The 14,466-nt window shown below is 72.9% G+C and carries 13 protein-coding genes; 9 read left to right on the top strand and 4 right to left on the bottom strand.

Annotated elements, in window-relative coordinates; all coding sequences use genetic code 11:
* Window positions 1–240: 240 nt before the first annotated feature.
* From ACWDVW_RS07210 to ACWDVW_RS07200, 3 genes are all read right to left on the bottom strand, one after another.
* On the bottom strand, window positions 241–1,056 hold the full coding sequence (locus ACWDVW_RS07210) for an ABC transporter permease (RefSeq protein WP_449945721.1): 816 nt from the start codon (window positions 1,054–1,056) through the stop codon (window positions 241–243).
* The gene (locus tag ACWDVW_RS07205) at window positions 1,053–1,988 is read right to left on the bottom strand and encodes an ABC transporter ATP-binding protein (protein WP_449945720.1); all 936 of its coding nucleotides are present in this window, start codon (window positions 1,986–1,988) and stop codon (window positions 1,053–1,055) included. Before ACWDVW_RS07205 ends, ACWDVW_RS07210 begins: the two co-directional genes overlap by 4 nt.
* Before the next feature lie 145 nt (window positions 1,989–2,133).
* The gene (locus tag ACWDVW_RS07200; protein ID WP_449945718.1) at window positions 2,134–2,781 is read right to left on the bottom strand and encodes a hypothetical protein; all 648 of its coding nucleotides are present in this window, start codon (window positions 2,779–2,781) and stop codon (window positions 2,134–2,136) included.
* Between the two features lie 172 nt (window positions 2,782–2,953).
* Between ACWDVW_RS07200 and ACWDVW_RS07195 the strand changes: the two genes are divergently transcribed.
* From ACWDVW_RS07195 to ACWDVW_RS07165, 7 genes are all read left to right on the top strand, one after another.
* On the top strand, window positions 2,954–3,718 hold the full coding sequence (locus ACWDVW_RS07195; RefSeq protein ID WP_449945716.1) for a GNAT family N-acetyltransferase: 765 nt from the start codon (window positions 2,954–2,956) through the stop codon (window positions 3,716–3,718).
* On the top strand, window positions 3,715–4,662 hold the full coding sequence (locus ACWDVW_RS07190; RefSeq protein WP_449945714.1) for a lysophospholipid acyltransferase family protein: 948 nt from the start codon (window positions 3,715–3,717) through the stop codon (window positions 4,660–4,662). Before ACWDVW_RS07195 ends, ACWDVW_RS07190 begins: the two co-directional genes overlap by 4 nt.
* 71 nt (window positions 4,663–4,733) lie before the next feature.
* Window positions 4,734–5,435, top strand: coding sequence for a response regulator transcription factor (locus ACWDVW_RS07185; protein WP_137780828.1), 702 nt, complete (start codon window positions 4,734–4,736; stop codon window positions 5,433–5,435).
* Complete coding sequence (locus ACWDVW_RS07180; RefSeq protein WP_449945711.1) at window positions 5,432–6,985, top strand: ATP-binding protein; 1,554 nt, start codon at window positions 5,432–5,434, stop codon at window positions 6,983–6,985. Before ACWDVW_RS07185 ends, ACWDVW_RS07180 begins: the two co-directional genes overlap by 4 nt.
* Window positions 6,986–7,047: 62 nt before the next feature.
* Entirely contained in the window at window positions 7,048–8,757 is a 1,710-nt protein-coding gene (locus tag ACWDVW_RS07175) for a trypsin-like peptidase domain-containing protein (RefSeq protein ID WP_449945709.1), read from the top strand.
* 179 nt (window positions 8,758–8,936) lie between these two features.
* Entirely contained in the window at window positions 8,937–9,608 is a 672-nt protein-coding gene (locus ACWDVW_RS07170; RefSeq protein WP_449945707.1) for a BON domain-containing protein, read from the top strand.
* Window positions 9,609–9,756: 148 nt separating this feature from the next.
* Window positions 9,757–10,818, top strand: coding sequence for a glycosyltransferase family 4 protein (locus ACWDVW_RS07165; RefSeq protein ID WP_449945897.1), 1,062 nt, complete (start codon window positions 9,757–9,759; stop codon window positions 10,816–10,818).
* 41 nt (window positions 10,819–10,859) lie between these two features.
* Here ACWDVW_RS07165 and ACWDVW_RS07160 read toward each other — a convergent pair whose 3' ends face one another.
* A complete protein-coding gene (locus ACWDVW_RS07160; protein WP_449945705.1) occupies window positions 10,860–12,443 on the bottom strand; it encodes a protein kinase domain-containing protein in 1,584 nt (527 codons plus the stop codon).
* 168 nt (window positions 12,444–12,611) lie between these two features.
* Here ACWDVW_RS07160 and ACWDVW_RS07155 point away from each other — a divergent pair, with 168 nt between their 5' ends.
* Window positions 12,612–13,442, top strand: a complete 831-nt coding sequence (locus ACWDVW_RS07155) for a patatin-like phospholipase family protein (RefSeq protein WP_131057051.1) — start codon at window positions 12,612–12,614, stop codon at window positions 13,440–13,442.
* Window positions 13,442–14,458, top strand: a complete 1,017-nt coding sequence (locus tag ACWDVW_RS07150; protein ID WP_350692525.1) for a 1-acyl-sn-glycerol-3-phosphate acyltransferase — start codon at window positions 13,442–13,444, stop codon at window positions 14,456–14,458. Before ACWDVW_RS07155 ends, ACWDVW_RS07150 begins: the two co-directional genes overlap by 1 nt.
* Window positions 14,459–14,466: the final 8 nt, after the last annotated feature.

Below are 14,466 nucleotides of genomic sequence, written 5' to 3'. Positions count from 1 at the left end.
TTGGTGTGTCACGCGGTGTCCGTCCGCGCCAGGACGAGCGCACACAGGACGGGTTCAAGGCTACGCCGTACTGATCGCTGAGGCATTTCCACCTCCGTCCCGTGGTCCGATTCACAGAAGATGCCAGAAGTTCTGTAAGCCCAGCGTGTCGCCCTGCTAGCTGCTATGACACGGGCCCGGTCCGATCGGCGACGAGCCGGTCGGACCGGGCCCGGCCCGGTCGCTGCGGTGCCTACGAGATCAGGAGATGTCGCGACGCCGAGTAATCAGGATGCCGACCACGCAGCTGACCACGGCGTAGCCGATCAGCACCAGCGCGCCGACCCACCAGGCGGGCAGCATCTCGTTCTCACCTGGGGTGATCATGATCTGGGAGGCCGCCGCCGGCCAGATCACCTGCCACTTGATGACGGCCATGCTGTCCAGCCAGTTGGACAGCAGGAGGAACAGCAGACCGACAACTTGTGTACCAATTAGGTAAAGCACCGACGCGGTGATCACCGCGCCGAGCTGGTTGGTGATCAGCGTGCCGATACCCACGCCCAGCACGGTCCAGATGGCGTACGCCATCAGGTTGAGCAGCAGGGCTCGCTGGACCTCCCACTCGCCGAGCATCGTGCCGTGGTCGTTGAGCGTCAGGAACAGCGCTCCGGCGCCGAGGTCGATCACCGTGGTCACCAGCCAGAACGCGAAGCCCAGCAGGCTGGCCGCGATGAGCTTGCTGACGATCACCGCGGTCCGTCGCGGGGTGGCCAGGAAGGTGGTGGTCGCCGTCTGGTGAAAGAACTCGTTGGTGACCATCAGGATGCCGATCAGCATCACGAACATCAGGCCGAGGTACTGGCCCGAGGTGTAGATGTTCGCCGCCTGGGCCGGAGCGGCGGCGGCGTCGCCGGTGACACCGAACTCCTCGCCGCCTCCGCTGAGCGTCTCGTTGGCCAGCCAGGCGTTGAACGGGAAGGCCATGGCGATCGACAGGAAGGCCGCGATGGCCAGCCACCACCAGGTGCTGGTGGTGCGGATCTTGAGCAGTTCGGCGCGGACGAGGTTGCTCATCGGATGCCCGCCTTTCCGGCCGTCAGCTCCAGGAACACGCGTTCCAGGTCGGGTCGTTCGGTGCTCAGCTCGTGCAGCTCCACCCCGGCGGCCAGCGCCGCGCGGCCCACCGTCGGGGCGTCCACCCCGGCGATCAGCAGCGTGCCCTGCTCGTCGGTCTGCACGGTGGCCGGACCGCCGGCCAGCGCCGTGGTCAGCGCGTCCGCCTGCGGGGTGCGGACCCGGACCCGGGCGCCCTGCTCCATCGACCCGATCACCTGCTCGACCGGTCCCTGCCGGACGAGCTGCCCGGCCGCGATGATCACCACGTCGTCGGCGAGCAACTGCATCTCCGACAGCAGGTGGCTGGAGACCAGCACGGTGCGTCCCTCGGCGGCCAGGCCCTTGAGGAACCCGCGCATCCACCGGATGCCCTCCGGGTCCAGACCGTTGGCCGGCTCGTCGAGGATGAGCACCCGGGGGTCGCCGAGCATCGCCGCGGCGATGCCGAGACGCTGCTTCATGCCCAGCGAGTAACCCTTGAACTTGCGCTTCGCCGCCGGGCTCAGGCCGACCATGGCGAGCGCCTCGTCGGCCCGCTGCCGGGGCAACCCGGCCGCCGCGCAGATCACTCGCAGGTGGTTGATTCCGGTACGCCCCTTGTGCGCGCTGGACGCCTCCAGCACCGCGCCGACGTGCCGCAGCGGGTCGACCAGGTCCGGATACCGGCGGCCACCGATGGTGGCGGTGCCGGCACTCGGGGTGACCAGGTTCAGCAGCATCCGCAGTGTGGTGGTCTTGCCGGCGCCGTTCGGACCGAGGAAGCCGGTGACCCGGCCCGGCTCGATCGTGAACGACAGATTGTTGACCGCCAGCACGTTGCGATACTGCTTGGTCAGGCCGGAGACCACGATCTGCGCGTCGTTGGTGGGGCGTGACTGCCCGTCGGACATCATTCTCCTCCCGTGGCGCCGGGGTGCGCCGTTGCACAGCGTGACGGTAGTGGTCAAGCAAATCAATCGGGCGCGTTCCGGAGATCGTGATCCGTCCCAGGCATGAGCTTCCTCATCCCCAGGTACGACCCGATCGACGGTCGTCCTACACCGCGATCCAGGTGGCGCGGGCATGGGCCAGCAGATCACCGTCTGCGGTGTACAGGCCGGTGTGCACCAGCGCCTTGCGGCCTTCGGTGACGATCACCACACCGGTCACCACGCACTCGGTGCCCGGCTCGGGCAGCGCCTCGACCCGCGCGGCGATCCGCCCGAGCAGATACGGCCGGTCCGCGCCGAGCACCGTCCATCCGCCCGGGCAGTCCAGCGCGGCCCAGACCGTGGCCACGCCCACCTGCTCCGGCACCCGCCACGGCGCGGCCGTCCGGCCGCCCGGCAGCGGCCCGGGGAAGATCCGCAGGCCGTCGGCGCGCTCCGGGCCGCAGACGAAACAGCCGGGGAACGGGTGGTCGACCAGACCCGGGTACGCCGTCGAGGCGGACCGGGCGGTGGCCGGGTCCACCGCCGACGCCACGACGTCGAACGGCTCGGCGGGACGGAGCTGCGCGACCACCTCGCCGGCCGGGTCGTGCACCCGGCCCTCGGTCAACGTCAGCGGCGTGTCCAGCGGCGGCGGTCGACGCAGAGTCACCTCCACCGGACCGGACCCGCCGTGCGCCGAGGCGAAGACGCCGGCACTCCACCCGCCGTTGCCGGAGCCGGGCGGCCCGTTGTAGCGCGCCTCGATGATCATCGGACTCCTCCCGCCGCACCCGGCCCCGTCGCCGGGCACACACCCCGGCAGCCTCGCACGATTCCCGGGCCGGACCGGGCGGCGGGTCGGTCACCGGTCGCCCACCGCCGTTCACCGGATCGACACCGGTCGCCACCGGAGCCGGCAACCCGGCGGGGGCTACACAGAGGGCATGGCTGTTCTGCCCGCCGCGGACGTACCTCTGACGACCAGCGGCTACACCCTCTCGATCGCCGACGGACCCCGCCAGGTCGAGGCCGCGCAACGCCTGCGTCACGAGGTGTTCGCCGGTGAGCTGGGCGCGACCGTCGCGCCGGACGCGTCCGGCCTGGACGCCGACGCCCTCGACCCGTACTGCGACCACCTGCTGGTGCGCCAGGAGCACACCGGGGCGGTGGTCGGCACGTACCGTCTCCTGCCGCCGGGCCGGACGGACCGTCGCTACGCGGCGGGGGAGTTCGACCTGGCCCCGCTCGACCCGCTGGACGGGCACCTGGTCGAGGCGGGTCGGTCCTGCGTACACCCGGACCACCGCACCGGCGCGGTGATCAACCTGATGTGGGCGGGCATCGCCCGCTACCTGCACCTGCGCGGCCTGCGCTGGCTCGGCGGCTGTGCCTCGGTGCCGGTGGCCGACGGTGGCCTGGCCGCCGCCGCGGTGTGGGCCCAGGTCCAGTCCCGCCACCTGGCGCCGCCGCCGCTGCGGGTCCGCCCGCTGCGGCCCTGGTTCGCCGAGCCGGGCGTGCCGCGCACGCCGGTGGAGGGCACGGCCGGGCTGATCCCGCCGCTGCTGCGCGGATACCTGAGGCTCGGCGCCTGGGTCTGCGGTGAGCCGGCGTACGACCCGGACTTCGGGGTGGCCGACTACTACGTGCTGCTCGACCTGAACCGGATGAACCCCCGCTACCTGCGGCACTTCCTCGGTGGTCGACCGTGACCGCGCTCGCCCACCCGCTGTGGCGGCCCGGTTCCGCCTGCGGCCCGGACTGCCTGCCCCGCGCCGCCGAGACTGCCACCGTCCCGGTGGCCCGACGGCTGCTCCGGGCCGCCGCCCTGCTCGGCATGCTCGGGCTCGGTGTCGGGGTGGCCGTGCTGCTGCCGCTGCTGCCCGCCCGCGAGTGGTCGGCGTTGACCCGCGTCTGGGCACGGGCCACGGCGCGGGCCTGCGGGGTACGCCTGCGGGTGCGCGGGCGGTTGCCCCGGCGGAGGGTCCTGCTGGTCGCCAACCACGTCTCCTGGTGGGACGTCCCGGCGCTGCTGGCGGTCGCGCCGGCCCGGCTGGTGGCCAAGCGTGAGGTCGGCCGCTGGCCGCTGGTGGGCCTGCTGGCCCGCGCGGCGGGCACGGTCTTCGTGGACCGCACCCGCCCGCGCCGCCTACCGGCCACCGTGGACCGGGTGGCGGCGACGCTGCGGGCGGGTCGCTCCGTCGCGGTCTTCCCGGAGGGCACCACCTGGTGCGGTACGGGTGCGGACTGTCGCCCCCGCACCGGCTTCCGGCCGGCGATGTTCCAGGCCGCCATCGACGCCGGGGCACCCGTGGTGCCGCTGCGGATCGGTTACCGGCTCGGTGCCACCGGTACGCCCACCACGGCGCCGGCCTTCCTCGGCGAGGAGAGTCTGCTGCGGTCGATGTGCCGGGTGCTCGCCCTGCGGGAGCTGACCGTCACCGTGGAGATCGCCGCGCCGCTCTATCCGACCCCGTCCGCCGACCGTCGGGCGCTCGCGCGGGTCGCCGAATCGGCGGTGCATCTCGTACCGTCGTCGGCGGCTGCGCCGTCCGCCGCGCCGGTGCCGGTGCGGCCGGTCCGGACGCCACCGCGGCACGTGGTCGGGCCGCCGCCCACCGGCACGCCCGGACCCGAGTTGCCGCTGGCCGCCTGAGCCGCCTGCTCACAGGGTTTTTTCAGTGACCGCCCAGCATGGGCGCAGCGACTGCACGGATGATGGGCGGCATGGCGGCTACCCAGACCGAGGCCCGACTACTCGTCGTCGAGGACGATCCCAACATCCTCGAACTGCTCTCCGCGAGCCTGCGGTTCGCGGGTTTCGACGTGGCCACCGCCACCAGCGGCAGCGCGGCGCTCAGCGCGGCCCGGGACCACCGGCCCGACCTCGTGGTGCTCGACGTGATGCTGCCGGACCTGGACGGCTTCGAGGTGATCCGGATGATGCGCGAGGGCGGCACCCGTACGCCGGTGGTCTTCCTCACCGCCCGGGACGCCACCGACGACAAGATCCGGGGACTGACCCTCGGCGGCGACGACTACGTCACCAAGCCGTTCAGCCTGGAGGAGTTGACCGCCCGGATCCGGGCGGTGCTGCGCCGCACCAGCACCGGCGAGCAGGCGCCCGCCCGCCTCACCTTCGCCGACCTGGAGCTGGACGAGGAGACCCACGAGGTGTATCGGGCCGGTCAGCGGGTCCAGCTCTCGCCGACCGAGTTCAAGCTCCTGCGCTACCTGATGCTCAACGCCAACCGGGTGCTGTCCAAGGCGCAGATCCTCGACCACGTCTGGAACTACGACTTCCGGGGCGACGACAACATCGTCGAGTCCTACATCTCCTACCTGCGGCGCAAGGTCGACACCACCGAGCCCCGGCTCATCCACACCCTGCGGGGGGTCGGGTACGTGCTCCGCAAGCCGGCGGCGTGAACCCGGTACAGCAAGGCAAGACCCGACTCCGCTCGGTATCGCTGCGGGTCAAGCTCGTCGCGGCCGTACTCGCGCTGGTCGCCGCCGCGCTACTGGTGATCGCCTCGCTGACCACGATCTTCCTCCGCAGCTATCTGGTGGACCAGGTGGACGCCGAGCTGCGAGGTGCCGCCCTCACCATCGAGACCGCCGTCATCGCGCAGCAGGGCACGGTCGGCATCCCGACCGACTACCTGGTGGTCTTCACCAACCGCAACACCGGCCTCGTGGAGGGGGTCGGGTTCGACACCCGGCGGTTCGACTCCGCCGACGTACCGGCCTGGCCCAACGACGCCGCCGGGTTCGAGCGGCTGGCCGGAGAGCCGTTCACCACCCGTGCCCGAGGCAGCGAGGTGCGTTGGCGGATGCTCTACACCGAGCTGCCGAACGGGCAGTGGGCGGTGATCGGGCAGCACCTCACCGACGTCGAGATGGCGGTCAAGCGGCTGATCCTGATCGACCTGCTGGTCGGTGGCGCGGTGCTGATCCTGCTCGCCTCGATCGGCGCGGCCATCGTGCGGACCAGCCTCAAACCGCTGATGGAGATCGAACGTACCGCCGCCGCGATCGCCGGTGGCGACCTCAGCCGCCGGGTGCCCGACCCCGAACACGGGCAACCCTGTCCCACCTCGGAGCTGGGTCGTCTGTCCCGCGCGTTGAACGCGATGCTGAGCCAGATCGAGATGGCCTTCACCGCCCGCGCGGCGTCCGAGTTCGCGGCCCGTTCCGCCGAGTCCGCCGCGCGGGAGGCGGCGGAGGCGGCCCGTGCCTCCGAGGCGCGGTCCCGCCGGTCGGAGGAGCGGATGCGGCAATTCGTCGCGGACGCCTCGCACGAGCTGCGGACCCCGTTGACCACGATCCGGGGCTTCGCCGAGCTGTACCGGCAGGGTGCGGCCCGCGCTCCCGAGCAGACCTCGGACCTGCTGCGCCGGATCGAGGACGAGGCGTCCCGGATGGGCCTGCTGGTGGAGGACCTGCTGCTGCTGGCCCGGCTGGACCAGGAGCGGCCGTTGTCGCTCGCCCCGGTGGAGCTGCCGGTGCTGGCCACGGACGCGTTGGAGGCAGCCCGGGCGACCGCACCGGACCGACGGATCGAGCTGGAGATCGAGCCGGGTTCCGGGCCGCTCGTGGTGCGCGGCGACGACGCCCGGCTGCGGCAGGTGATCGGCAACCTGATGACGAACGCGGTGCGGCACACCCCGCCGGAGGCGTCGGTGACGCTGCGGCTGCGTGCCGAGCCGGGCGACCTGGCGGTGATCGAGGTCGCCGACACCGGGCCGGGGCTCACCGGCGAGCAGGCGGAACGGGTCTTCGAGCGCTTCTACCGAGCGGACGCCTCGCGGACCCGGCGAACCGGCACGTACACCGGCACCGGTCTCGGGCTGGCCATCGTCGCGGCCCTGGTGTCGGTGCACCAGGGCAGCGTGGAGGTGACCGACACGCCGGGCGGGGGCGCCACCTTCCGGGTCCGGCTGCCGCTGGCCCCCGCCACGGACATCGACAATGAATGATTTTCAGCGAACGCTCAGGCCCGGCTAAGGCGGATCGCAGTGCGATGGGTAAAGGTAGAGGCATGAGCGAGTACGAGTCCGACCCGCGCCGGCCGGCACCGACCGACGCCGAGCCGTCGCATCCCGAGCTGTCCCGCGCCGAGTACGCGCGGACCGACTCCCCCTCCCTCCCGGCGTCCGGCGGCGGTGCCGACCGGACCGCCGAGGCGCCGACCGTCCCGGTCCGGGCGGTCGACGCGCCGGGCACCGGTGGACAGGACAACGAGCCCACGATGACCGGCCTGCCCACCGCCGGCTCGGCTCCGCCGGCCTCCGGTCGACCCACCTGGTCGCCGTCGAGCGGGCAACCGCACCAGCCCGGCCAGCCGGTCTCCGCCCAGCCCGGCTACGGCACCCCGTCCGGCTACGCCGCGCAGTCCGGATACGGCAGTCAGTCCGGATACGGCGGGCAGTCCGGCTACGGCAGCCAGTCGGGCTACGGCGGCCAGGCAGGGCAGCCCGGCCAGTCGGGTTACGGCAGCCAACCCGGCCAGTCCGGGTACGGCAGCCAGCCCGGCTACGGCCAGTCCGGTGCCGGATACTCCGGCGGGTCCTGGTATCCGAACCAGTCGAGCTGGAGCGGCGGCACCCAGAGCGGCTCCTCCGGGTACCCGGGTCAGCCGGGTCAGCCGGGAACGCCCGGCGGCTACCCGGGCCAGCCCGCGCCGTGGGGACCGACCCCGCCCCGGGGATCCAAGCCGGGCCGGGTCGCCAAGTTCATCGGTGCCGGTGTGGCGGTGTTCGCGTTGATGCTCGGCAGCGGGGTGGCCGGCGGGACGCTCGCGCTGGCGCTCAACGGCGGCGGGGGCGTGACCCGTACCTTCTCCGCCGCGCCGGTGATCGACGGCGCCGACCTGCCGCGGATCGCCGCGTCCGTGCAGGACAGCGTGGTGTCGATCAGCACCGGCAGCGGTGAGGGTTCCGGCGTGGTGCTCAGCGCCGACGGGTTCGTCCTGACCAACAACCACGTGATCGCCAACGGGGGCGACAACGTACGGGTGATCTTCGCCAACGGCACCACGGCGCGGGCCGAGATCGTCGGCACCGACCCCAAGACCGACCTGGCGGTGCTGAAGGCGAACGGGGTCACCGACCTCCAGGCCGCCAAGTTCGGCGACAGCGACGCCATGCAGGTCGGCGACACGGTGCTCGCGCTGGGCAGCCCGCTCGGCCTCCAGGGCTCGGTGACGGCCGGCATCCTCAGCGCCCGGGACCGCACCATCCAGGCCGGCAGCGGCCAGCCCGGCCAGTCGGCCAGCTCGATCTCCGGGCTGTTGCAGACCGATGCCCCGATCAACCCCGGTAACTCCGGCGGCGCGCTGGTCAACACCCGGGGCGAGGTGATCGGCATCAACACCGCCATCGCCACCGCCGGGCAGGGCTCCAGCGGCAACATCGGCGTGGGCTTCGCGATCCCCAGCAACAAGGCCAAGGACGTCACGGACAAGCTGCGACGCGGCGAGAAGATCAGCCACCCGTCGCTCGGGGTGAGCGTGAACGCTTCGCCCGACGGCGGCGCGATGGTCGGTTCCCTGCTGCCGGGCGGGGCCGCCGAGCGCGCCGGTCTGCAACAGGGCGACGTGATCATCCGGTTCGGCGACAAGCCGATCAACGACTCCACCGACCTGGTCGCGGCCGTGCAGGCCGGCAAGGTCGGTGACCAGGTCGAGGTGACCTACGTACGGAACGGCACCGAGGCGACGGCAACCGTGACGCTCGCCGAGGCGTCCTGACGCAAGAACCTGCTTCCTCCCTCCGGGGCGGCGGGTGGCGCGGCCAAGGGGGTTGGTCGCGGCACCCGCCGCCCCTCTTTCGCGGCTCGGGACGGTTCACCCGCACCGGGTGACCCCTGCTCACCCGGTGCGCGGGCAGTCTCGGCGATGCGGGAGCAGGTCAGGCGGATGGGGGAGCCATGACGACGGCAGCGGCGGCCCGGACCGACGACCGGGTCCAACGGGACGTACTCGACGAACTCGACTGGGACCCACGGGTACGCGGCACCGACCTCGGGGTGACCGTGCACGACGGGGTGGTGACGCTGACCGGTGCGGTGGACGGCGCGGCCCACCGGTGGGCGGCGGTCGGCGCGGCCCGACGGGTACGCGGCGTACGCGCCGTCGCCGACGAGATCGAGGTGCACCCCGCCGGGCCGGACGGGATCACCGACGGCGAACTGGCGATCGCGGCCGCCCGGGCGTTGGAGTGGAACAGCTTCGTACCGGCCGAACGGCTGGACGTCACCGTCGCCGCCGGTTGGCTGATGCTGCGCGGCGAGGTGGAGTTCGGGTGGCAACGGCGTACCGCCGAGCGGGAGTTGCGCCGGCTGCGGGGCGTACGCGGGCTGACCAACCTGGTCGAGGTGCGGGCGGCCACCCCGCCCGACTCCGACCGGGTACGCCGCGACGTGCAACGTGCCCTGCTGCGCGGTATCGGCACGGAACGGGTGACCGTGCGGGTCAGCGGCGACACGGTGACCCTGACCGGGGTGGTGCGGTCCTGGTGGGAACGCGATCAGGCGGAACGGATGGCCTGGTCGACCGAGGGCGTGTCGGTGGTACGCGACGAACTGCTCGTGGGCGGCTGAGCCGCGATGTGGTGTCCCGTTTGCCGGCGGCGGCACCGGGAAACCGCTTCGATCCCCGCCCGCCGTACCGGGGACCGGAGACAGCGGAGACGGACGGGGAGGGCTCGTGGCCGACAAGGTTCCCTGGGAACGCCGACTACGGATCGCGATGGTGGTGCCACCCTGGCTGTCCGTGCCTCCGCCCGGGTACGGCGGGTTGGAGCAGGTGGTGGCGGGCCTGGTGGACGCCCTGGTCGACCGGGGACATGCGGTGACCCTGATGGGCGCGGGCGCGGAGAACGGCACCGCGGGCGACTTCCTCGCCACCCTCGACGAGTTGCAGTACGACCGGCTCGGCGAGTCGCTGCCCGAACTGGCCCACCTGGCCCGGGTGAACCATCTGGTCAGCGCGGTGGACTTCGACGTCGTGCACGACCACACCACGATCGGTCCGCTGGTCGCCGGTCGCCGCGCGGTGCCCACCGTGGCGACCGTGCACGGCAACCCGGTGGGCGAGTACGGCACCGTGCTCAGCGACACCGACCAGGGCGTCGGCCTGGTCGCCATCTCCCACGCCCAGCGGCGACTGAACCCGCGACTGCCCTGGGTCGGCACGGTGCACAACGCGATGGAGGTCGGCGGGTTCCCGCGCAAGAGCGCACCCGGTGACGGGCCGGTGCTGTGGCTCGCCCGGTTCAGCCCGGACAAGGGACCGGACCTGGCCATCCGCGCCTGCCGGGAGGCCGGCCTGCCACTGGTGCTGGCCGGTAAGTGCAGCGAGCCGGCCGAGCAGCGCTACTTCGACGAGGTGGTCCGGCCGCTGCTCGGCCCGGACGTCACGGTGGTGCGTGACGCCGACCGGGAGGCCGCGTTGCGGCTGCTGGTCGAGGCGTCCTGCCTGATCATGCCGATCCAGTGGGAGGAGCCCTTCGGCATCGTGATGCTGGAGGCGATGGCCACCGGGACGCCGGTGGTGGCGTTGCGCCGGGGCGCGGTGCCGGAACTGGTCCGGCCCGGGGTGACCGGGTTGATCTGCGAGCGTCCGGAGGAGTTGCCGGCGGCGCTGCGCGAGGCGCCTCGGCTGGACCCGGCGGACTGCGTGGCGCACGTGGCCGGAACCTTCTCGGTGGAGCGGATGGCAGCCGGCTACGAGGAGGTGTACCGCCGGTTCCTGGCGGCGGCCACGCCGCGTACCGCGATACGCGAGCCGGCTCGGGTCACCCCGGCCTAGTCCCGCACGGCCTAGTCCCGCACGGCCTGGACCCGCACGCTCTAGACCTGCGCGGCACCGAGCGCGGTGATCGCCGCGTCGAGTTGCCGGGCGTACGCCGGGCTCAGTCCCTCCTCGCGGAGCCGGGTGACGACCTTCTCGCGGAGCCGGGCCACCTCGGGCCCCAGTTCGCCGTTGCCCTCGGTCACGGCCCGGGTGAGGTTGCGCAGCTCGTTGCGCAGGTCGAGGGCGACGTCGTCGCGGATGCCGCCGTCGGCGAGACCGGCGCCGATCACCCGGTCGAGCCGGTTCGCGGCCTCGACCAGGGTGTCCGGCCGGCTCGGTCGGGTGGGCGCGGCGCTGGTCGGGGGCGGTGCGGCCGAGGTGATCGGCGGTGCCACGGGTGGTTGCTCGCTGGGGGTGTCGTCCGGCACGGTCGGCCCGGCCGACGCGCTCGGCTGTGCGGTGGGCAGCGCGGCGGGCGGCTCGTCGCCCTCCGGCAGCAGCGCCGGGACCAGCAGCGCCGCGCCGAGCACCAGGATCGCTGCCGGCACCAGGACCGCCGGTCGCAGCAGCCGTCGTTCGGTCGGGGCGTCGTCGCCGGGGGACCGCGTTCCCGGCTGGTGGCCGCCCGGTGCGTGTTCCCCGGTCGCCGTGGCCGTCGTCGGGGCCCCGGCCGCTCCGCCGGTGCCGGGAACGACCGGCCCGGCGATGGTGTGGTGGGCCGGACCGACGGCGGCGGTGGCGCGGGTCGACGTCAGCGCGGGAAGCGTGACGGTGGGGGCGAGCATGGTGGTGGCCTGTGGGTCGGCCGGGAGCATCTGGTCGCGCAGCACGGTGGCCACCTGGCGGGCGGTGGGCCGGTCGGCCGGTTCGCGGGACAGACAGCGCAGGCAGACCTGGGCCACCATCGGGGGCAGCCCCGGCACACCGTCCAGGGTGGGCGGTGCCCCCTCGGCCAGCGCGAGGCTGAGCTCGTCCCAGGTGTCCGCCGGGTACGGCACCCGACCGGTCAGCATCTCGTGGAGCAGCACTCCGAGCGAGTAGACGTCGGTGGCGGGTTGGGTCGGCGCGCCGTCGAGTCGTTCCGGGGCCACGTAGGCCGGGGTGCCGAAGGTGGCGCCGTCCTCGTCCTCGTCGGGTGCGCCGATGCGGGTGGCGATGCCGAAGTCCAGCACCTTCGCGCCGACGTGCGTCATCATCACGTTGGCGGTGGTGACGTCCCGGTGCACGATGCCGAGCCGGTGCGCGGCGGCGAGCGCGTCGGCGACCTGCGCGCCGATCTCCACCGCCTCGGGCCACGGCAGCGGCCCCTCGGTGAGCCGGAACTCCAGCTCCTCGCCGGTGAGCAGCTCCATCACCACGAACGACGTGATGGAGCCGTCCGGCGACACGGTCTCGCCGTAGTCGTGCACCGACGTCACGTGCGGGTGCACCAGCGCGGCGGCGGCCCGGGCCTCCTCGCGCACCATGTCGCGGAACCGGGCGTCCGCCGCCAGTGACGGGGCGAGCACCTTGAGCGCGACCACGCGGTCGAGCACCTCGTCGTGGGACCGCCAGATCACCGACATGCCACCGGCACCGATCTGGTCGATCAGCCGGTAACGGGTGGCCAGCAACCGGCCGGGCTGCAGTGCTGGCTTCACGGATCGCACCTGCCCTCATAGGTGGGAGCGGTATCAGGTTGCGCGAATGTTGCCGCCCTGTCAACGGTCGATCGGGCTGCCCGTACCGGATCGGACACGGTGCGTAGCGGGGGTGCCGGCCGTGCCGGGGTGAACGGGGTACGGCACGGACGTGCCAGGATGAACGGCATGGCTCGGGGACCGGTGGCGTTCGTGCTCGGGGGCGGTGGCGTCCTCGGCGCGGTCGAGGTGGGCATGCTGCGTGCCCTGTTCCGCGCCGGGATCCGTCCGGACATGGTCCTCGGCACCTCCATCGGGGCGGTCAACGGCGCACTCGTGGCCGCCGACCCGACCGAGGCGGTGACCGACCGACTGGTACGCCTCTGGGCGTCCCCCGAGGCCAGCGAGGTGTACGGCGACTCGGTGGCCCGGCAACTGCGGCGCTTCGCGGCGCGTACCCACCTGCACTCGCCCCGGCCACTGCGCAAGCTGCTGGAGAGCGAGCTGGGTGCGGAGACCACCTTCGCCGACCTCCAGGTCCCGTTCCGCTGCTGCGCCGCCAACATCGAGCGGGCCGCCGAGCACTGGTTCGTCAGCGGGGCGGTGGTGCCCGCCGTCCTCGCCTCCGCGTCGGTGCCGGGGCTGCTGCCGCCGGCCCGGATCGGCGACCAGCACTACGTCGACGGGGGCATCGTCAACTCGATCCCGATCGGCGAGGCGGTGGTGGCCGGCGCGGGCCGCATCTTCGTCCTCCAGGTGGGACGGATCGAACGGGCACTGGCACCACCCCGGCGGCCCTGGGAGATCGCCCAGGTGGCCTTCGAGATCGCCCGTCGGCACCGGTTCGCCCGGGAGATGGCCGCCCTGCCCGACGGGGTGGAGGTGCACGTGCTGCCGACCGGTGGACTGGAACCGCGCGACGACACCCCGTGGGCGTACCGGGACATGGCGGCGGTGGGGCGGCGGATCAGCCGCGCCTACTCGGCCTCCCGGCACTACCTGGCGAATCTGGAGCGTTGATGCCGCTACCGCACCGGTGGGTCCGCCGCCTGCTGCTGGCGCCGGGCGTGGTGTTGCTGGTGTTCCTGCTGGTGACCACCGTGCCGGTGTGGGCCCTGCTGGCTCTGGCCGTGTCCCCCTTCGTGCCGGGGCGGCTGCGTCCGCTGCGGGTGCTCTGGATCGGCTTCTGCTACCTCGTCTGGGACGCGGCGGCGCTGCTCTGCCTCTTCGGGCTCTGGGTGGCCTCCGGTTTCGGCTGGCGGGTCGGCTCACCGGCCTTCCAGCGCGCCCACTACGTGCTGGCGGGCTGGTTCCTGCGGGTGCTGTTCTGGCAGGCGAACTGGACGCTGCGGCTGACCATCGACGTGGTCGGCACCGACCCGGACACCGCGCTGCCCGGCCGCCCCGAGCTGGTGGTCTGCCGGCACGCCGGTCCGGGTGACTCGTTCATCCTGATCCACGCGCTGGTGAACTGGTTCCAGCGGGAGCCGCGCATCGTGCTCAAGGACACCCTCCAGTGGGACCCGGCGATCGACGTGCTGCTCAACCGGCTGCCGAGCCGGTTCATCGCGCCCGGGCGCGAGGGCCGGGGCTCGCTCACCGAGCAGATCGGGCACCTCGCCGTCGACCTGGACGACGACGACGCCTTCGTGATCTTTCCCGAGGGCGGCAACTTCACCCCGAAGCGGCGACTGCGGGCCATCGCCCGGCTGCGGGACCGTGGCCACGAGCGGATGGCGGCCAAGGCCGAGGCGATGCGGCACGTGCTCGCCCCGCAGCCCGGCGGACTGCTGGCGGCGCTGGACGCGGCCCCGGACGCCGGAGTGATCTTCGTGGCGCACACCGGGCTGGACCGGATGCTCACCGTCGCCGACGTCTGGCGCGAGCTGCCGATGGACAAGCGACTGGTGATGCGGTTCTGGTCGGTGCCGCCGGAGGAGATCCCGGCCGGCCGGCAGGAACGCATCGACTGGCTGTACGACTGGTGGAGTCGGATAGACGAGTGGATCGCGGCCAATCGCGACGACGCCGCGTAGGGTTCCGG

It is taken from the genome of Micromonospora sp. NPDC003241 (assembly GCF_053589795.1).
The sequence above is the reverse complement of the archived record's forward strand: the minus strand, read 5'-3'. Positions and strand labels throughout refer to the sequence as shown.